At 63.7% G+C, this 19,119-nt stretch carries 20 protein-coding genes; 8 read left to right on the plus strand and 12 right to left on the minus strand.

What is annotated here, in order from left to right; translation table 11 throughout:
- Positions 1-4 precede the first annotated feature (4 nt).
- Entirely contained in the window at positions 5-856 is an 852-nt protein-coding gene (locus ACH196_RS08740) for a tetratricopeptide repeat protein (RefSeq protein WP_396646497.1), read from the minus strand.
- A gap of 103 nt (positions 857-959) precedes the next feature.
- Between ACH196_RS08740 and ACH196_RS08745 the strand changes: the two genes are divergently transcribed.
- The 3 genes from ACH196_RS08745 (at position 960) to ACH196_RS08755 (ending at position 4,335) form a co-directional block, all read left to right on the plus strand.
- Positions 960-2,330: a leucyl aminopeptidase family protein gene (locus ACH196_RS08745; RefSeq protein WP_396646498.1), complete on the plus strand. Its 1,371-nt coding sequence runs from the start codon at positions 960-962 to the stop codon at positions 2,328-2,330.
- A gap of 797 nt (positions 2,331-3,127) precedes the next feature.
- The gene (locus ACH196_RS08750) at positions 3,128-3,478 is read left to right on the plus strand and encodes a MarR family winged helix-turn-helix transcriptional regulator (RefSeq protein WP_396646499.1); all 351 of its coding nucleotides are present in this window, start codon (positions 3,128-3,130) and stop codon (positions 3,476-3,478) included.
- Positions 3,475-4,335 (plus strand): C40 family peptidase, encoded by an 861-nt coding sequence (locus tag ACH196_RS08755; RefSeq protein ID WP_396646500.1) that lies wholly within the window; start codon positions 3,475-3,477, stop codon positions 4,333-4,335. Before ACH196_RS08750 ends, ACH196_RS08755 begins: the two co-directional genes overlap by 4 nt.
- A 19-nt stretch (positions 4,336-4,354) precedes the next feature.
- On the opposite strand, the gene ACH196_RS08760 is transcribed toward ACH196_RS08755, so the two are convergent.
- Both ACH196_RS08760 and ACH196_RS08765 read right to left on the minus strand, forming a co-directional pair.
- Positions 4,355-5,380: an aldo/keto reductase gene (locus ACH196_RS08760; protein WP_396646501.1), complete on the minus strand. Its 1,026-nt coding sequence runs from the start codon at positions 5,378-5,380 to the stop codon at positions 4,355-4,357.
- 194 nt (positions 5,381-5,574) lie between these two features.
- The gene (locus tag ACH196_RS08765) at positions 5,575-6,519 is read right to left on the minus strand and encodes a nucleoside hydrolase (RefSeq protein ID WP_396646502.1); all 945 of its coding nucleotides are present in this window, start codon (positions 6,517-6,519) and stop codon (positions 5,575-5,577) included.
- A 123-nt stretch (positions 6,520-6,642) separates the two neighbouring features.
- Here ACH196_RS08765 and ACH196_RS08770 point away from each other — a divergent pair, with 123 nt between their 5' ends.
- A complete protein-coding gene (locus ACH196_RS08770) occupies positions 6,643-7,068 on the plus strand; it encodes an Hsp20 family protein (protein WP_396646503.1) in 426 nt (141 codons plus the stop codon).
- 82 nt (positions 7,069-7,150) lie between these two features.
- Complete coding sequence (locus tag ACH196_RS08775; RefSeq protein ID WP_396646504.1) at positions 7,151-7,408, plus strand: DUF1150 family protein; 258 nt, start codon at positions 7,151-7,153, stop codon at positions 7,406-7,408.
- 71 nt (positions 7,409-7,479) lie between these two features.
- Here the strand turns inward: ACH196_RS08775 and ptsN are convergent, their stop codons facing one another.
- The 7 genes from ptsN to def all read right to left on the minus strand — a co-directional run bounded on the left by ptsN (position 7,480) and on the right by def (position 13,592).
- On the minus strand, positions 7,480-7,944 hold the full coding sequence (gene ptsN / locus ACH196_RS08780; RefSeq protein WP_396646505.1) for a PTS IIA-like nitrogen regulatory protein PtsN: 465 nt from the start codon (positions 7,942-7,944) through the stop codon (positions 7,480-7,482).
- Positions 7,945-8,008: 64 nt separating this feature from the next.
- The gene (hpf, locus tag ACH196_RS08785; RefSeq protein ID WP_396646506.1) at positions 8,009-8,587 is read right to left on the minus strand and encodes a ribosome hibernation-promoting factor, HPF/YfiA family; all 579 of its coding nucleotides are present in this window, start codon (positions 8,585-8,587) and stop codon (positions 8,009-8,011) included.
- Between the two features lie 257 nt (positions 8,588-8,844).
- The gene (rpoN, locus tag ACH196_RS08790) at positions 8,845-10,365 is read right to left on the minus strand and encodes an RNA polymerase factor sigma-54 (RefSeq protein WP_396646507.1); all 1,521 of its coding nucleotides are present in this window, start codon (positions 10,363-10,365) and stop codon (positions 8,845-8,847) included.
- A 198-nt stretch (positions 10,366-10,563) separates the two neighbouring features.
- On the minus strand, positions 10,564-11,379 hold the full coding sequence (gene lptB, locus ACH196_RS08795; protein WP_396646508.1) for an LPS export ABC transporter ATP-binding protein: 816 nt from the start codon (positions 11,377-11,379) through the stop codon (positions 10,564-10,566).
- Entirely contained in the window at positions 11,379-11,960 is a 582-nt protein-coding gene (locus tag ACH196_RS08800) for an LptA/OstA family protein (RefSeq protein WP_396646509.1), read from the minus strand. The genes lptB and ACH196_RS08800 overlap by 1 nt, the downstream gene beginning before the upstream one ends.
- 14 nt (positions 11,961-11,974) lie before the next feature.
- Positions 11,975-12,664 carry an LPS export ABC transporter periplasmic protein LptC gene (lptC, locus tag ACH196_RS08805; RefSeq protein ID WP_396646510.1) on the minus strand — a complete coding sequence of 230 codons (690 nt, stop codon included), beginning with the start codon at positions 12,662-12,664 and terminating at the stop codon, positions 11,975-11,977.
- A gap of 397 nt (positions 12,665-13,061) precedes the next feature.
- On the minus strand, positions 13,062-13,592 hold the full coding sequence (gene def, locus ACH196_RS08810) for a peptide deformylase (protein ID WP_396646511.1): 531 nt from the start codon (positions 13,590-13,592) through the stop codon (positions 13,062-13,064).
- A gap of 126 nt (positions 13,593-13,718) precedes the next feature.
- Between def and ACH196_RS08815 the strand changes: the two genes are divergently transcribed.
- Together ACH196_RS08815 and ACH196_RS08820 are read left to right on the plus strand one after the other, a co-directional pair.
- Positions 13,719-14,975 (plus strand): DNA recombination protein RmuC, encoded by a 1,257-nt coding sequence (locus ACH196_RS08815; RefSeq protein WP_396646512.1) that lies wholly within the window; start codon positions 13,719-13,721, stop codon positions 14,973-14,975.
- A gap of 87 nt (positions 14,976-15,062) precedes the next feature.
- Positions 15,063-15,191 (plus strand): hypothetical protein, encoded by a 129-nt coding sequence (locus ACH196_RS08820; RefSeq protein WP_349008047.1) that lies wholly within the window; start codon positions 15,063-15,065, stop codon positions 15,189-15,191.
- Positions 15,192-15,257: 66 nt separating this feature from the next.
- On the opposite strand, the gene ACH196_RS08825 is transcribed toward ACH196_RS08820, so the two are convergent.
- Positions 15,258-15,737, minus strand: a complete 480-nt coding sequence (locus ACH196_RS08825) for an SRPBCC family protein (RefSeq protein WP_396646513.1) — start codon at positions 15,735-15,737, stop codon at positions 15,258-15,260.
- A 271-nt stretch (positions 15,738-16,008) separates the two neighbouring features.
- Between ACH196_RS08825 and ACH196_RS08830 the strand changes: the two genes are divergently transcribed.
- Complete coding sequence (locus ACH196_RS08830; protein WP_396646514.1) at positions 16,009-18,504, plus strand: hypothetical protein; 2,496 nt, start codon at positions 16,009-16,011, stop codon at positions 18,502-18,504.
- Between the two features lie 7 nt (positions 18,505-18,511).
- Here the strand turns inward: ACH196_RS08830 and ACH196_RS08835 are convergent, their stop codons facing one another.
- Entirely contained in the window at positions 18,512-19,108 is a 597-nt protein-coding gene (locus ACH196_RS08835; protein ID WP_396646515.1) for a hypothetical protein, read from the minus strand.
- Between the last annotated feature and the right edge of the window lie 11 nt (positions 19,109-19,119).

Raw genomic sequence — 19,119 nt, forward strand, 5'->3', positions numbered from 1 at the left:
CTGCCTATTGCCGACTGCCTACTGCCTTCTTCTTGTCCTCGGCCTTGAGCTGCTTCCAGGCGTTCTGCTGGGAAAGCATGCCGCGCAGATAGGCGACGTTGGCCTGCGCCTGTTGGGGCGAGAGTTCCTGGCTGGCGATCTGTTCGGCCTCGTCGAAGCGGCCCTGCAGTCCGACCACCAGCGCCAGGTTCTGGCGCACGCGGCTGTCGGCGCCCGGCTGCCCGACGGCGTTGCGCAGATAGGTCTCGGCTGTCTTCAGGTCGCCGTCCAGAATGTAGGACATGCCAAGATTGGAGAGCACCGAGGGCTCGTTCGGCTTGATGTCCAGCGCCTTGCGGTAGAGTTCGCGCGCCTGCGCCTTCTCGCCGATCTGGTCGAGGATGGCGCCTTCGGCCGACAGCAGTTTCCAGTCGGGATATTCCGGGGTCTGGGCGCGCCGTATGGCGTCCAGTGCCGGTTCGAACTGACCGATGCCGGCCAGTGCCTTGCCGTAGGCTGCAAGTACCGTCCGATCCTTGGGAAGGTCGATGACCAGCTTGCGCATGACGGCGAGCGCCTGTTCCTGGCTGCCTTGCATCTGCAGGACGTTGGCGTAGCGCAACGCCACATCCTTGTTCCTCGTGTCTTTCGCATAGGCTCTGCCGAGCGATGCCGCAGCACCCGGAAGTTCGCTTGCCGCGAGCTGGTCGACCGGTTTGCCGACGCTCCGCGAGACCGAGCCGGTCGTCTCGCGCGAGACGCCGCCGGCGCAGCCCGCAGCACTTGCCGCCAGCGCGAAAACGATCGCGATGCCGGCGAGGCGCTTCCAGTTCGCGCCCGACCGAATGTCCATTGCCATCGGAACTGAAGTCTTCATTGATGCGATGGCCTCCCAAGGCCCCTTGTCTTCCCTGCGAGAAATATTCTGTTAACCCTAACGATCCGTTAAACGCGTTAACTTCCATGAATGGACTGTTTGCATGCCCGTCGAATTGATCGAACATCGCCCGAAGAACTCCCGGCCCATCCAGCTCGTTACCAGCGCAGGTTTTAACGGAATGGCGCTTTCCCCTGCAGCGCGCGCCTGGGCGGAAGCCAACGGATTTTCGGGAGAGGCCGGACGCCTGTTGCTCGTGCCGAATCCCGAAGGAGGCATAGAGGAGGCGCTGTTCGGCGTGGGCAACGGCCAGGAGGGCGCGCTCGCCGCGGGTTCCCTTGCCAAGTCCCTGCCGGAAGGCGACTGGCATTTCGCCGCGGCGCCAGAGGATGCGAGCCTCGCTACCCTCGGGCTGGTGCTCGGTGGCTACAGCTTTACCCGCTACGGCAAGAAACCCGGCAAGTCGATCCGCTTCACCCTGCCGAAGGGCGCTGACGCCGGTTCGATCGGCCGCATCGCCGAAAGTGTATTCCTGGCACGCGACCTGATCAACACGCCGACCAACGACATGGGGCCGGCGGCGCTGGAGGACGCGGCCCGCAAGCTGGCGAAGGCGCACAAAGCCCGTGTCTCGGTGACCGTCGGCGACAAGCTTCTCGAAGCGAATTTCCCGATGATCCACGCGGTCGGCCGGGCTTCGACGGAAGCGCCGCGGCTGATCGATTTTTCCTGGGGTCGCAAGGCCGCGCCCAAGGTCACGCTGGTCGGCAAGGGCGTCTGCTTCGATACAGGCGGGCTCGACATCAAGCCGGCCAGCGGCATGCTGTTGATGAAGAAGGACATGGGCGGGGCGGCCAATGTTCTCGGCCTCGCCTCGATGATCATGGCGGCTGATATCGATGTCCGGCTGCGCGTGCTGATCCCGGCGGTCGAGAACGCGATTTCGGGAAACGCCTTCCGGCCGGGCGATGTTTTGCAAAGCCGCAAGGGCCTGACCGTCGAGATCGGCAATACCGATGCGGAAGGCCGGCTCATCCTCGCCGATGCGTTGGCGCTTGCCGACGAGGAGGCGCCCGACCTTCTGATCGACATGGCGACGCTGACCGGCGCGGCGCGCGTGGCGCTGGGTCCCGACCTGCCGCCCTTCTACACGGGCGACGATGCGCTGGCTGACGAGATCGCAAAGGCGTCGGCCGAGGTCGAGGATCCGCTGTGGCGCATGCCGCTGTGGAAACCTTACGAGGCGAAACTGTCCTCCAAGATCGCCGACATCAACAACGTCACCACCGACGGTTTCGCCGGTTCGATTACTGCGGCCCTGTTCCTGCAGCGTTTTGTCGAGAAGGCGAAGAGCTGGGTGCATTTCGACATCTTCGGCTGGAGTCCCTCCGATCGCCCGCATGGCCCGACCGGCGGCGAGGCGCAGGCGATCCGCGCGCTGGAGAAGGTGATTGCCGGGCGGTATGGCAAGTAGCGAGCCGACGGGGGCAAACGCCGGGGACAGTTCACTTTTATCCGCCCGTACGAACTCTCCATGGCTTCGACCTTTCCGCGGATAAAAGTAAACTGTCCCCTGCATTCCAGCCGTCTCCGTTGCCACGCTGCCCTTCGGCCCTGGCCATTGTCAAAGAACGCTCCCCGCCGCGGAGGGAGAAGTCGGGAAGCGGGCGCAAAAAGCCTTGCCTCACTAGAATTGGATACGGCGCAGCTTCCCGCGCCCGCCGGCGATTTTTGGCCTCGTCCCGTTCCGCTTCGCCTTGCTCCGGCTCCGGCATTTTCGCCTCGGCTGGCCCGGTCTTAAGCACTCGTCCAGTGCGCCCCGACCGTAGTGTCAGGGGAGGAACCTTCGGACGCGACCTCCCCGGCCATGCCGCTTCGTCGGCAGCATGGCGGAGGCGCCGGTTCCTCCCCGCTAACGAACGACTCCGGAAGCGTTCCCGGCGGGAGAAACTGCGGAGGATTATGAGGCAGGTTTCGGGAGCGGGGATGAAATGGGCCGAAAAAATGAGGCGCGGAATTTTCTTGCTGCGAATTGAAACAGGGTAAGTGCCAGGGATTTTTATCTTTTTCCTGCTCACACGAAATCGCGGAGATCGGCGTTTTTCCACGAAAAGACAGGAAACCGTCCCCCTTGCCCAGAACTGTGGTATGGCGCCCCTGGTTCAGCCCGGTTCCGCGCCGCGAGGGCACTGCCGTACCCGTGGGCGGTGCTCCGGCGATGTCCGGCCTCATCATAACGCATCCGAAACGATTGGTCGCGAATATGGGGGCATGTCGATCTCGATGCGTCCGACCCAGGCGTTGCGGCTCTGGCAGTACGTCGCCCTGTCGGAGGTCCAGGCCAATATGCCCGACCTCTCGATGCGGCAGATGGCGATCCTGCTCACCGTCTATCTCGATCCGCCGCCGCATACGGTGCGCGGCCTGGCAAGCCAACTCGGCGTGACCAAGCCAGTGATCACCCGGGCGCTGGACACGATGGGGGCGATGAAATTGATCACCCGCCACCGCGACGAGCAGGACCGCCGCAACGTGCTGGTTCGCCGCACCGTCGAGGGCGCGCTCTATGTCGAGCGGTTCGGCGATGCTATCATCGCCGGCGCCAGGGAGCTTCCGATTTGACCATTCGCGACAAACGCCTGCACGCCTTCCGACCCGACCTTGCCGACCTGCGCCTGCTGGGCGAGGTGGAGGCCGAGCGATTTGTCGAGGGCCGCCCAGCCCGGATAGCGGCGTCGGTGGCGGACTTGCGCGCCGCGCCGCGTCCGGATTCCGGCATCAACACGCAGCTTCTGCGGGGAGCATCGGTCACCGTCTTCGAGGAAACGGAGGGGTTCGCCTGGGTCCAGGCCGCCGAGGACGGTTATGTCGGCTATGTCGCCGACAGCGATCTCGGACCGGTTGATCCGCAGCCGACCGACAAGGTCGCCGCCCCGCGCAGCTTCATTTATCCCGGTCCGGATCTCAGGCTGCCGCGCAGCGGCATGCTGTCGATGGGCGCGGCGGTGACGGTCGTCGGCCATGCCGAGACGCGCAACACGAATTATGCGCTGCTGCCGTCCGGCGAGGCGGTGATCGCCGCGCACCTCTGCGCAGTCGACGCGGTCGCCGACGACTATGTCGCCGTCGCCGAAGCGTTTATCAGCACGCCCTATCTCTGGGGCGGCGTCTCCGGCTTCGGCATCGACTGCTCTGGACTTGTACAGCTTGCCATGCGCATGGCCGGACGGCAGGTGCTGCGCGATTCCGACATGCAGGCGGCCACACTTGGGGCGCCGCTCGACCCAGGCCCGGCCTATGAGAACCTGCGCCGTGGCGACCTCGTGTTCTGGAAGGGGCACGTCGCGATCATGACCGACGCGGAGACGATGATCCACGCCAACGGCCACACCATGCTGGTGTCGCGCGAGGGCCTGAAGGAAGCGATCGACCGCATCGGCTATCTCTATGGCAGGCCGACGGGATTCCGCCGACCCTAAGCGCTTCCAATGCTAGTCGTCAGACCGGCAGCGGGTTGCGGTTGGCAAAATCGAGCTGGTGCCAGTAGGGATAGGCGCGGTCGCGCGCGCTGGCGGCGTCGAGCGTCGCCACTTGCTGTTTTGTCAGGTTCCAGCCCACCGCACCAAGGTTCTGCCTGAGCTGTTCCTCGTTGCGCGCGCCGATCACGATGTTCGACACGCCGGGTCGCTGCAGCAGCCAGTTGAGCGCTACCTGCGCGACCGTCTTGCCGGTCTCGGCCGCGACGCTGTCCAGCGCGTCGACGACGCCATAGAGATAGTCGTCATCGACCTTCGGTCCGCCCTGGGCGCCGCCGCTGGCGATGCGGCCTTCCTTGGAAGCCTGTCCGCGGCGGATCTTTCCGGTGAGGCGGCCCCAGCCGAGCGGGCTCCACACCATCAGGCCGACGCCCTGATCGAGCCCAAGCGGCATCAGTTCCCATTCGTAATCGCGGCCGATCAGCGAATAATAGCCCTGGTAGATGACGTAGCGGGCAAGGCCATGTTTTTCCGATGTGGCGAGCGACTTCATCACATGCCAGCCGGAGAAATTGGAGCAGCCGATGTAGCGGATCTTGCCGGCGGTGATCAGGTCGTCCAGCGCGCGCAGCGTCTCGTCCACGGGCGTCAGCGCGTCGAAGCCGTGCATGAAATAGAGGTCGATATGATCGGTGCCGAGGCGCTTCAGGCTGGCTTCGCAGGCTTCGATGAGGTGGAAGCGCGAGGAGCCCACGGTGTTGACGCCATCGCCCATCTGGAACGTGGCCTTGGTGGAGATCAGGACCTTGTCGCGACGACCCTTGATGGCTTGTCCGAGCACCTCCTCCGAGCCGCCCTGCGAATAGACGTTGGCGGTGTCGAAAAGATTGAGCCCTGATTCCAGGCAGATATCGACTAGGCGGATGGCCTGCCCGACATCGGTGTCGCCCCATTTCCCGAAGAAATCTCCCGATGTGCCGAAGGTGCCCGTGCCGAGGCTGAGCACCGGTACCTGGAGGCCCGAACGGCCCAACTGCCTGTGTTCCATCTGATGCCGATCTCCTGAAGCCGGGATCAATTACGATCCGGTTGATAAACGTTGATGACGGAAAGAGTGAGCGCCCTTGCAGGCGGAAATGGCTGGCTTCACACCAATTCCGGGCCCGGAGCCACAGGCATGGAGCCTGGGCCCGCCGGCTCCAAATGTCAAACGCTGGCGGGGCCTCGAAGGCCGCGCAATCGTCAGGGCAACCGCGCCAGCCGCTCCGTCAGCAGCGCGTAGAAACCGTCATGGTCGATGTCGCGCATATAGGTGACGTTCTTCTCGCGTTTGGTGACGCCCCACCAGTCGGCGACGGTCATGCCCATGGTCAGCTCCGACGCGGTCTCGACTGAGACGTTGATGAAGCGGCCGCCGAAGAGGTCGGGCTGGAGCAGGTAGGCGATGACGCAGGGATCGTGCAGCGGGCCGCCGTCGGTGCCGTATTTGTCCTCGTCGAAGCGCTCGAAGAATTCCAGCAGTTCGGCGGTGGCGATGCCCACCTTCGTGCCGAGCGCCCTGATGGCCGCGATGCGCTTTGCCGTCGTCAGCGCCTTGTGGGTGACGTCGAGCGGCATCATGACGATGGGCGCGCCGCATTTCAGCACGATGTCGGCGGCGTGCGGGTCGACATAGATGTTGAACTCGGCGGTGGGCGTGACATTGCCGCCCTCGAACAGACCGCCGCCCATCAGCACGATTTCCTGGATGCGCGGCACGATGCGCGGCTCGCGCGACATCGCCAACGCGATGTTGGTGAGCGGCCCGAGCGGGCAGAGCGTGACGGTGGCCGGCGGCTCGCGCATGATCGTCTCGACGATGAAGTCGACGGCGTGCTGGTCCTGCAGCTTCATCGTCGGTTCGGGTAGCGACGGGCCGTTGAGGCCGGTCTTGCCGTGCACTTCCTCCGCCGTCACCAGTTGCCGCACCAGCGGCCGGATCGCGCCGGAAAACACTTTCGTATCCGGCTTTCCGGCAAGCTCGCAGATCTTCATCGCGTTCTTCTGGGTGAGGTGCAGCGGCACGTTGCCGGCGACCGCGGTCAGCCCGAGCACGTCGAGTTCCGGGCTGGCCAGCGCCAGCAGGATTGCCACGGCGTCGTCCTGGCCGGGATCGGTGTCGATGATGATCTTGCGCTTGTCCTGCATTTCGCTTCCTGGGTGTTTTTATGAAGGCTTGAAGTCGGTGGCGGCGCGAACCATATCCAGATCAGCGGGAAAAATGCCATCTGGATTTTTCCCCGGAATGTCGCTCGATGAGGACAAAGTAACATGAGCCGGATGCCGCCTTTCTCGAGCCCGCTTCTGCTCGGGTTTGACGCGATGGAAAAGACGATCGAACGTCTTGCCAAGTCCGGCGACGGCTATCCGCCCTACAACATCGAACGGATAGGCGCTGCCGAGGGCAACCCCGAAAGGCTGCGCATAACCTTGGCCGTCGCGGGTTTCTGCGACGAGGACCTCGAAGTGACGATCGAGGAAAGCCAGTTGGTCGTGCGCGGCAGGCAGCGGGACGACACGGAACGCGACTTTATCCACAGGGGTATCGCCGCGCGACAGTTCCAGCGGACTTTTGTGCTGGCGGATGGGATGCGGGTGACTTCGGCGGAGCTCAAGAACGGACTCCTGTCGATCGATCTCGACCGGCCGCAGCCCGAGAGGCTGGTACGGAAAATAAACATTTCGGTGAAAGACTGATTCGAACCCGCTTCGAATCGGCTGGAACCGAAAGCTCTAAAGCGGGTTGGTCATGACGACGCCCCGCGAACAGGAGGCTACAATGACGAGTACAGACACCAGACCGGTTGTGACGCAGGCCGATCTCGCCCACCTTGGCGAAGGCACCGTGGCCTATCTGCGCGAAATGGGTTCCGAAGAGCTGAAGGGCAAGTTTCCCGGCCTTCCCGAGATCCAGCCCGGCCTGAAGCTGTGGGCGCTGTTTGCCGCCGACGGAAGGCCGATCCTGCTCTCCGACGAACGTGACCGGGCTCTCGCGGGCGCCGCCGAGAACGATCTGGTTCCCGTCGCGCTCCACTGAGTTTCGCGCCGACGAACAACGGGCGGCATCCGCCGCCCGCTATCCTTCACTCCAAACTGAATCGTTGATTTTCAGGCCGCGTGCGATGTGGGCGCGGATGCCAGCAGCGCATGGATTGCGGTGGCGTCACGCGCGCCGCGCACTTTTGCAACGGTATCGGCATCCCTCAGCACCCGCGCGATTCGCGACAAAGCCTTGAGGTGGTCGGCGCCGGCGCCCTCCGGCGCAAGCAGCAGGAAAACCAGGTCGACGGGCTGGTCGTCCAGCGCCTCGAAGTCGACCGGCTGTTCCAGGCGCGCGAAAACGCCGGTGATCTGCTTCACGCCCGCCAGCTTGCCGTGCGGAATGGCGATGCCGTTGCCGACGCCGGTCGAGCCCAGGCGCTCGCGCTGCAGGATCGTGTCGAAGATCTCACGCTCGGGAATGTGGGTGATGGCGGCGGCTCGCTCGGCCAGCAGTTGCAGAAGCTGCTTCTTCGAATTCGCCTTCAAGGTCGGCAGAATGGCCGGCACCTGAACGAGATCGCTGAGATCCATGCCAAAGTCCTCTTCATAGCCCGGACCGGCCGCGCGGGGCATGCCGGCCGGGCGTTCCCCGTTTTCAAGCCTGAGCGGATCTCGTGGTCGACGGATCGATCCAGCCGATATTGCCGTCCGGCCGGCGGTAGACGATGTTGACGTGGTCGTTCCCGGCGTTGCGGAACACGAAGACGGGGCTTTCCTTGGTGTCGAGCTCGATCACGGCGGAGGCGACCGACATGGTCTTCAGCGACATGGTCGATTCGGCGACGATGGCCGGCGAATAGTCGTCAGCGACTTCCGCCTCGTCGTCCTCGGCAATTGCCGCCATCACCGTATAGGCGACGTCGGTCTCCTTGCCATTGCCGCTGCGTGACTTGAGGCGGCGCTTGTAGCGGCGCATGCGCTTTTCCAGCCTTTCGGCGGCGCCGTCAAAGGCGATGATCGGATCCTGCGCGGCGCTGGTCGCCTGCAAGGCGGCGCCGCTGTCCAGGTGGATCATGCAGTCGGCGGTGTAGCGCGAACCCGCCTTGGCGACGGTGACATGTCCGGCAAATCCTCCGTCAAAATATTTGTCGATCGTTTCGCCGATGCGCGCCACGATGCGGGAGCGGAACGCATCGCCGATATCCATGTGCTTTCCTGAGATACGCAGGCTCATGAGATAGCCGACCTTCCTGTTCAGTCTTCCAACGCGAGTGAGTTTATACCGGTTGCGGGAGCGCACAAGCATGACAGCGCTAAGCGACAGCAGCCCTTTTCTATTTTCAGGTTAGCCACGTGCCGTCCCCCGACGGAAATCCGTCCGGTCCATGGGCGCGGGCTTCTAGTGAGTTCGGGAAGGCTTGTCAATGAAAGGCCGGACGCCGCAACGGAAACCGCAGGGGCCGGTCGCTCCAATCCCGTTGCCAGCCAGGATTAGCGGCCCGCCGTGCTCATCGCCCGCTTCTCGCGCCGGCGCTGCACCGAGGACGGAATGTTCATGCCTTCCCGGTACTTGGCCACCGTGCGGCGGGCGATATCGATGCCGTCCTTCTTCAGGATATCCACAAGCGCATCATCGGAAAGCACGTCGTCGGGTTTTTCCTCGTCGATCATCTGCTTGATGCGGTCGCGCACTGCTTCCGAAGAATGCGCATCGCCGCCGCCTGACGCGGCAATCGAAGCTGTGAAGAAATAGCGCAGTTCGAACACGCCGCGCGGCGTCAGCATGTATTTGTTGCTGGTGACGCGGCTGACCGTCGATTCGTGCATGCCGATGGCGTCGGCGACGTTGCGCAGGTTGAGCGGGCGGAGATGCCGGATGCCGTGCAGCAGGAAGGCGTCCTGCTGGCGCACGATCTCGGTGGCGACCTTCAGGATCGTCCTGGCCCGCTGGTCAAGGCTGCGGGTAAGCCAGTTGGCGTTCTGCAGGCATTCGGCGAGGAACTCGCGGTCGGCGGGATTCTTCGCCTGACGTGAGACCTGGGTGAAATAGATCTGGTCGACCAGCACGCGCGGCAGCGTGTCGGCATTGAGCTCCACGGTCCAACTGCCATCGCTGGCGGCCTTCACCTCGACGTCGGCGACGATGGTGTCCACCGAACCGCCGGAAAAGGCCAGCCCCGGCCGCGGGTCGAGCGCGCGGATTTCCTTCAGCATGTCGAGGAGATCCTCCTCGTCGACACCACACAGCTTTTTCAAAGCCTGGAAATCACGGCGCGCCAGAAGCTCCAGATTGGTAACCAGCGCGCGCATGGCAGGGTCGAGCCGGTTTATCCGAGCAAGCTGCAAGGAGATGCACTCGGCAAGGTCGCGGGCGAACAGGCCGGCCGGATCGAAGGACTGGCAGGTCGACAGCACCGCCTCTATCTCGCCGGCCGCCGCGCCCAGCCGCTCGCCGATCTCGGCGACGTCGCCGCGGAAGTAGCCGGTCTCATCGAGACCGTCTGTCAGTTCATGGGCGATCAGCCGCGCTGCGGGATCCTGGATGGCGAAGGCGATCTGCTCGCCGACGTGGTCGCGCAAGGTGAGCCGCGCCGCTGCTACGTCTTCGAGGTCGAAGCCGTCGGCTGCGCCGCCACCGCCCGTGCCGGCGGACTTCCACTGGGCGGCGAGATCCGGCCCGAGCTTGTCGGTCGTGCCGGGATCATCCGGAAAGACGTTTTCCAGCGAGGTGTCGAGCCGATCCGAGATGGCTTCGGCCGTCGTGGAGCCGTTGGTCTCGTACCAACCGTCGTCGGCCGCGCCGTCATCCCTGTCCTTCTGCACCTGATCGGTCGCTGCGTCGTCCTGCGGCTCCTCGACTCGCTCCAGAAGCGGGTTGCGTTCGATCTCCTCGTCGACGAATCGTTCGAGTTCGAGATGCGTGAACTGAAGCAGCTTGATCGATTGCATCAGTTGCGGCGTCATGATCAGCGACTGGGACTGCCGCAGTTGCAATTTGGCCGACAATGCCATGTCCGGTCGTCTTGCTCCTGAACCCTACGCCACGCAGAGGTCCGCCACGGTTCGCGGCGGGACGGGACAGTCGGATTGAACTGGCCCGGCTTTTGCTTGTCAAGAAGAACAGGTACGAAAAACCCTTACCGCATCGTTAGCGGGGCGGATTTTCTTGAAATTCAAGGGCAAAATCGAGCGAAATCGCGCTCGACGACATCAGAGGGCGAAATCCTCGCCCAGGTACAACCGCCGCACATTGGCGTCAGCGATGATGTCGTCTGCGCTTCCGTGCTTCAGGATCTCGCCATTGTGGATGATGTAGGCGCGGTCGATCAGCTTCAGCGTCTCGCGCACATTGTGATCGGTGACCAGCACGCCGATGCCGCGCGTCGTCAGGTGGCGGACAAGCTGCTGGATGTCGGCCACGGCGATCGGATCGATGCCGGCGAAGGGTTCGTCGAGCAGCATGTAGTGCGGCCGGCTGGCGAGTGCCCGGGCGATCTCCAGCCGCCGCCGTTCGCCGCCGGACAGCGACATGGACGGCGATTTCCTCAGATGCGCGATGTGGAATTCCTCCAGCAGCGCGTCGAGCGATTTTTCGCGCTCCTTGCGGCTTGGCTCGACCACTTCCAGGACGGCGCGGATGTTGTTCTCGACGTTGAGGCCGCGAAAGATCGATGCCTCCTGCGGCAGGTAACCGATGCCGAGCCTGGCGCGGCGGTACATCGGCATCGAGGTTATGTCGAAGCCGTCGATCTCGATCTTGCCCTTGTCGACCGGGACCAGGCCGGTGACCATGTAGAAGCATGTTGTCTTGCCGGCGCCGTTCGGGCCGAGCAGCCCGACCGCCTCGCCAGCGCGCACGCCCAGCGAGACGCCGTTCACCACCTGGCGGCCCTTGTAGCTCTTGGTGAGCCCGGTGGCGATCAGCGTGCCTTTCAGTTCGGCGGCATGCCGGCTCACCGCGGGGGCTGCGGGCGCAAAGCGGAACCGTCCCGACAAGCGGGACAGCAACGATTCTCCAGATGTCATCAGGGCTTCTGCGTACCGGGCGTGATCGACATCATGACGCGGCCGCTGCTGTTGGTGTCCGACTTGCAGCCCTCGACCTCGGCACGACCGCTCTTCATGTTGACCGTGAGCTTGCAGCCGACGAGGGCGTTCTTGCCTTCGGACAGAACGACCTCCTTGCCCGAAAGCACGAGGACTTGGCTCGCCATGTCGAACGTGCCGCGATCACCCGTGGCGACCTGGGTATTGGATTTGATGTAGACCTTGTCCTCGACCTCCAGCCGGTCGATGGCAGCCGAGCCGGTGGCGGCTGAGCCGGTCCCGTCATTGGCGTAGAACACCGTCATCTTGCCGGCCTTCATCAAGGTCGGCCCCTGGGTGACGTTGACGTTGCCGACGAACAGCGCCTTGCTCTCACCGTCGATGACTTCGAGGCGGTCGCTCTCGATCTGGATCGGCAGGCCGCTGTTGATGCTGAGGCCCTGCAGCCGCCCAGTCGCTGTCTTGGGCGCGGCCGCCTCCTGCGCCTGAAGCACCGATACCGGCAGCGCCAGCAAGGCGAACGCGGCGCAAGCGGACAGACTGAAACTTTTCCCGATCATCCCCTTATCCACCCTTACTGGCTTGCCGTGTCTTTCTTCGGCAGCACTATATGCACCTTAACGCGCTTGTCGAAAACCACGACCTTGCCGCGATCCTCGACCGACATTCCGCCCGACATGATCGACCCGCCCTTGTAGCGGACCTCCACCGGCTGGTCCGTCGACATGCGGCCGCCGCTGATGTCCAGCAGCGCCGATGCCAGCTTGGCGACAGCGCCGTCAGACGTGATGATATTGATCTCGCTGTTGACGTCGAGCGTGTTGGCCATGCGGTCGAACAGGCCGCGCGCGGTGTCGATCGTCGCCGACCGGCTTTGGTCGAGCGGCACTGTCGCGGCGATGCCCTGGAGTTCGACGACGGCGTCGTTGCCGACGTCCTGGACCGCGCGCAGCGCGCTGACAGAATAGGGGCGGTTGTCGTTGGTGAAGCCTTCGAGTTTCGGGCTCTCCATCACCAGCTTGCCGTCGGATACGGTCGTCTCTTCGGCCTTGATTTCAACCGCCGGCGTCGAGCGGTAGGACTGCAGGATGAAGGCGCCGGCCATGACGACCGCCAGCACGGGAAAAGCGATCTTGAGCACGCCGACGCGGCGCGAGTGACGCATAGCATTGTGGAAGACAGCCGAGCGCTCGACCTCCGACCCGTTCGGGCCTATGATCGCTTGCGTCGATGCGTTCGTCGTGTCTGGCGACCGTGCCAACATTGTGTACCTGTCTCGCGTCGCGGCATGAACCACGGTCGTCGCGCCGGATCACCCATCGACTGACCGCGATCAACGTGCCGAAAGCCACGAAATTATGGCCAACTGCCTGATACCGCTCGACCCTCCCCCTTCCGCTAGCGCGGAACAGGCCGATTCGGGGATTCCACCAGACCGGTTGCAGGCTCCTCGCCCACCCCTCGATCCTACATACGCGACGACGAAAACTCCGCCGCCGTTCGCGGACATCGGCACAATATGGTATCTTTGAACGGATTGTCAGCCCTCCCGAGCCACGGAAACAGGTGGCATCGACAGTTTTTCCTGACATTGGCGACCAAAGGATGAACGCTTTTACCTGCGTTCAGGCGGGCAAATCACGCCGAAGCGACAGAAACGGTCAGCCGGCCATGCGACTCGGCGGACGATCCTTGGCAAGCTTGCGGAACTTTCGCACCACGATGTCGCGCTTCAGCCGCGAGATATGATCGATGAACAGCACGCCGTCGAGATGGTCGATCTCATGCTGGAGACAGGTTGCGAGCAGGCCCTCGGCCGTCACTTCGCGCTGGTTGCCTTCGAGATCGAGATATTTCACCCGCACGGAAGCGGGGCGTTCAACCTCCGCATAATAGTCCGGAATCGACAGGCAGCCCTCTTCATAAGTGGACCGCTCGTCGGAGCGCTCGACGACCACCGGATTGATGAAGACCTGGGGCGCTTTCGGTTCGTCTTCCTTGGCGAGGTCGATGACCAGCATGCGGATCGGCTCGCCAACCTGGATGGCGGCCAGCCCGATGCCGGGGGCATCGTACATCGTGTCCAGCATGTCGTCGGCAAATTTGCGCAGCGGCGCATCGAAGCGCTCGACCGGCTTGGAAACCAGGCGCAGTACCGGATCGGGAAGGATAATCAGCGGCTTGATGGACATGCGTTTCGAGACTTGGTGGACACGCGTTTCAGGTAATGGCTTGCACGAAAAGCGTCAACGGGGAGAGACTGATGACGTTCCTGTTTTGATCTATGACCGGCGGGCGAATCGGCTATCCTTGCTGATATGATCGATCTTGCCGAAATTCTTGCCCAGCCGATAGCCCGGCTCGGCGCGACGGTTGTGACCCTCGGCCATGCGCTGATCGGGTTCGCTGTCCTGTTCCTGGCTCTGCTGGTGGCGCTGGCCGTGTCGCTGTGGCGTTCGGCCTCGGCGCGCGCGCTGGCCGCCGCCGAGGCCGCGGACCATGCGCGCGAGACGGAAACCCGCATGGCCGGCATATTGCAGGCGCAGGCGGAGATGCAGGGACGCATGAGCACCGTCGCCGACGTGCTCGGCGCGCGGCAGGCTGAGCTCAACCAGTCGATCGGCCAGCGCCTCGACGCCATGACCGGCCGCATCGGCCAGACAATGGCGGAGCAGACGAGGTCGACGCACGAGAACCTCGCCCGCCTGCAGGAGCGGCTGGCGGTGATCGACACCGCGCAGAACAACATCCAGTCGCTGGCCGGCCAGGTGGTACAGCTTCAGGCGATCCTGTCCAACAAGCAGACGCGGGGCGCCTTCGGCCAGTCGCGCATGGAGGCGATCGTCGCCGACGGTCTGCCGCAGGGCGCCTACGCTTTCCAGGACACGCTGTCCAACGGCAGCCGGCCGGATTGCACGGTTAAAATGCCGAACGGCGCGCCGCCTCTGGTCATCGACGCCAAATTTCCGCTGGAGGCGTGGAATGCCATCCGCGCCGCGGCGGAAGCCGACCAGACCGGTGAGGCGCAAAGGGCGGCGCAACAGGCGTTCCGCCGCGACCTCGACGTGCATATCAGGGCGATCTCGGAAAAATACCTGCTACCCGGCGAGACCCACGACACTGCCTTCATGTTCGTGCCGTCGGAATCGATCTTCGCCGAAATCCACGAGAATTTCGAGGCGATCGTCCATCGCGCCCACAGACTGCGCGTCGTCATCGTCTCGCCGTCGCTGCTGATGCTGTCGATCCAGGTGATCCAGTCGATCCTGAAGGACGCCTCGATGCGTGAGCAGGCGCATCTGATCCAGGGCGAGGTGGTGCGTCTGATGGAAGACCTGTCGCGCATGGACGAGCGCGTTCGAAAGCTGCAGGCGCATTTCAGCCAGGCCAGCAAGGACATCGACGACATACTCGTCTCGACCGGCAAGGTCGCCAAGCGTGGCCAGCGGATCGAGGCGCTGGAATTCGGCGATCCGCCGCCGGCGGCGGCCGCGATCGAGCCCGAGCGCCCGCGTGGCGCCGAAAGCAAGACCGGCCAGTTGCGGCTGCGCGTGATCGAGGACGGCTCGGCCTGATCCGAAGTTCGGCGCGCCGCGCGGGGCATCTTGCGTATCGGCCAGACTCCTGATTCAATTCGGTAAAGTTCAACAGGAGGACCGGATATGGCCAAAGGCTCTATGCGACCGGGCAAGGAAGCCCGCAAACCCAAGAAGGACGCCAAGAAGCCGGCTGCGCCGCCCGTGCTGCATGCACCCGCCGTGCCGGCGATGAAGATTAAGGAAAAGAAATAATCTCGTCCTGATCTCGCGCATCGATATGGCCGCTCCGTGATGGGGCGGCCATAACATCTCTTTTGTTCAGAGCTTCGCGGCGATCTCCTCGAGTTGATCGGCGCACTGGTCCCAGCCTTCATGAAAACCCATTTTTTCATGGGCCTCGCGGTCCTCGACTGACCAGTGGAGGACGCGGGCGGTGTATTTTGTCTTGACCGGGCCGGCATCCTCGAAGGTGAGGATGCCCGTCATGAACGGCTTTTCCGACGGTTCCCAGGCGCTGACGAAGGCGTCGGTGAAGACGATGCGCTCGTTGGGCACGACGTCGAGATAGATGCCGCGATTGGGGAATTCTGTGCCGTCGGGACCAGCCATGACGAACAGGCTTGATCCGCCCGGCCGCACGTCGACCTCGACCTTCGGTGTGGTCCAGGGTTTCGGCGCGAACCACAGCGGCAGAATCTTTGGGTCCGTCCAGCAGCGATAGACATTTTCGCGCGGCGCGTTGAGGATGCGGGTCAGCACCAGTTCGCGGTCGCCGGGCGTCTTGGTCGTGTCGGTCATCATGCTCTCCTGAAAGTTGGTTTCAAGCCAAGGACGCCAATAGGCCGATGGTTCCGACAGGCGCCGCCAATTATTTCGCGGAGCGTGCCGGGCAAGGCCCCGGCACGTCGAGAATAGCCTCGGCGAGACGCGGCCGGCCTCGTTGTGCTCTGGCCAGCCCTGCGATAGTCCCGCCGCCGCCGTACAAAAACCCGAGACGGCGCCCTAGATTGCCCCAAGTCCTTAAAGTCCAGGGCGGGCATTTCTGGTTGCATCGGAGCGAGGCATCTTCATGGATCGACGTAGTTTTCTGATCGGCGCCGGCACGGTCGTCGCGGCCGCGCACACGGCTTTCGCGCAGGATGCAGCCACTCTCATCGTCCTGACCGACAAAGTGACGGCGGCGCAAAAATCCGTGCCGGAAGGCATCAGCCGCGTTGCGACATTCGCCTATGATGCCGCAAAACATCCGACGCGCGGCGGCGCAAATTATCGCCTGAGCGATGTCGACGAAACCGCGCGCTATCCGCAGGCCGCCTGGTTTTCCACGGTCAACGGGCGGTATTTCCTGCTCGATGAGAGTCCTGCATCGCCGCTGATGCTTGGCGCCATCGGCGACGGCAAAACCGAGGACGCACCCGCCGTGCAGGCCGCCCGCGACTTCTGTGCGGTCGCCGGCGCGCCTTTGCTGATCGACGCCTATTTCGCGCATTCGGGGACGCTCGAACTGATCAAGCCCATCACGATCCGCGGCGTCGGCCGCGAGCGCTGTGGCCTCTACCTGTCCATCGACCGCGAGAACGAAGGCGTCAACATCCTGACCTCGGGCATCACGATCGAGGATATCGAGATCCGCGCCTACATCCCGAAAGGCATCCAGAACGGACAGGGTTCCTACGGCACCTGCATTACCGTAGGCAAGATCATCTATGAACCGGTCCGTGAGAACGGCAAGCTGATCGCGCCGGAACTGGTCACCGGGACGGCGCTCAGCCGCCTCAAGATCACACGGGCCGAAGGCTCGGCCGGCGCCCATGCCATTGCTTGCACGGGCCGTATTTCGGGCGTCACCGGCAACGACCTGCTGATCGAAGGCGCTTCGCCGAAGAACCCGCATGGCGACGCGGTGCTGGTGCATTGGGGTACGTCCGGCAAGGATTTCGACCTTCACGAGGACGGCACCATCGTCAAGCCTCAGATCATGCACAAGGACCCCGAGGCGTTCACCTATCATCCCAACAACATACGTTTCGAGAACCTGCGCGTGCGCAACACGGGCCGCCTCACTGCGGTCTCGTCTGCATACGCCGTTCACTTCGCGAAAGTCGATTATGACGGCCTCGACGATGACGTGCCACGCAACGGGCTGCAAATACTGGACCTGGTGGTCGGAGACGACGCCGACCGCTACGCGCACCCGGATGACCAGGGAAAAGTCTTTTCGAACATCGGCCTGAGCGATGTCATCGCCTACAACATCACCGGCTACGGCATCAACGGCCGCGCGCTCATCGACGTCTCCGGCTTCGGCACGTCCAAACAGGCGAAAGATCCCAATACCGGCGCGTACTATCTTGATCAGCCCCGCTGGAAGAACATCGAGATTGCCAATGTGGTGATGGAGGCCGATCTTTCCGACACCACCGAACTGATCAATGTCCGCAACTTCCTGGGCGACATCAGTTTCCGGGATGTCCACGCGATCGCCAAGGTCAGCCAGGGCGGCATCAGCGTGCAGCAATGTGAAGGCAGCCTGCGTTTCGACAACTGCAAGGTCAACGGACGCACGCTGGTCAACGATTGCGACGGCCTGTCGATGCGGGACTGCCAGCTCTCGGGCTCGATGTTTCCGCAACTCGCGATCACGCTGGATTCCAGCAAGGGTTTTGTCCTTGGCGAGCAGGTTACAGGCGGAATGAGCGGCGTCATCGGCAAGGTTGCCGCCATACCCGACGAGACCACGGTCAACGTGCAATTGCTTGAAGACTGGAAGCCGTTCGTCGAGGGCGAGGAACTCGCAGGCTCGGGGCGCGGCACGATCAGTACGATTGCGGTCGCGTCCAACGCGACGGTGACGATAGGCGGCGAAATCACTGCCGGGACCTTGATGTCCGACCTCGAGGCGGGCGGCACGCTGATATCGGTTGCGTCCGAACGCGCGCGGCCGGGCTTGTCGCGGGCAGTCAAGATCGGCGACAAGATCGCCTTTGACGGCGGCGTGCTTTATGTCACCCGCTATGCGCCGGCCAACACCGCCAATATCGAGGTCGCGCCGGCCCCGGCGGCGGTAAAGGCCGGCGGCGCTCTGGCGTTGGAGCGACGTAGCCGCAACATTCGTTTCGAGGGCTGCGGCATCAGCGGTTCGAACCGGGCAGTGGACGCGCGCAATTGCAACGGCGTGATCTTCAGCGGCGGTCATATCCGCGACGCCGGCCAGTACGGGCTTCTGGTCGGCGATGGCGCCGACATCTCCGTCACCGGGACCATCCTCTCCAACAACGGCCTGCGTCGCCTGCTGCAGCAGGACGCCACCCTGGCGACGCGCGACATCGCCGTGGGAGCGGGTGGACTGTTCAACGGGCGCGACATCCGCTTCGAAGATAGCGGCCGCGTCGTCAACAACGTCAGCGTTAATGACGCAGCGCTCGGCGGTTCGTTGCAGAACAGCGTGTTTGCCGGCACGCCGGTCGAGGCCAACCTGTCAGTCGCCAGCAGGCTCAAGGGCGGCGGCCGCTTCACGCTCGCCGACAACCGGACGGCTGACGGCGCGGCGGTTAAGGGGAATTAGCAGCGACTCAGGCCGTGCCCCCGAGCGCAATTGCCGATCCCGTGAAAGGCAGCACCAGCTTGTAGCCTTTCGGCGCCGGCTCGATCGGGACCGCCGCGGCGGTGCCGAACTGGGTGATGCCGGGGCCAAGATGATCCGCAAGGTCGTAGCGGCGGCCGCCGAATTCGAACGGCACGCTGGCGATCAGCCGCGCCGAGAACACGTTGGTGCCGACCACCGAGGCCGTCTTCTTGCCGACCGTGGCGTCGACCGTCGTGCCGATCACAATGCTGGTGCGGCGGAAAGTGGCGATACGCTCGCCCTCGGCGAAAGAGGCCGGATCGTCGTAGTTTCCCGCTGGCCGGCGCTGAAGATACAGTGCGAACTCGCCGACCGGATCGCGCCCGAGCTTCAGCGCGCCATTGTCGATTTCCTGCGCCTTGAACGGTTTCGCGGCGAAGGTGAAATGGGCCTTCTTCTCGGAATGTCCGCCGTCGAACAGCGGCGCTTCGATGAAAGGCAGGTGCAGGAAATAGCCGTAGTCGGCGAGCAAATCGTCCTTGCTGGCCTGGTAGAAGCGGCCGGTGGCGTACCAGGCGAGTTCGCCGGGGAGCAGCGTGGTCATGAGTGGCCTTT

This window comes from Mesorhizobium sp. IMUNJ 23232 (assembly GCF_044326205.1).
Classification (GTDB): domain Bacteria; phylum Pseudomonadota; class Alphaproteobacteria; order Rhizobiales; family Rhizobiaceae; genus Kumtagia.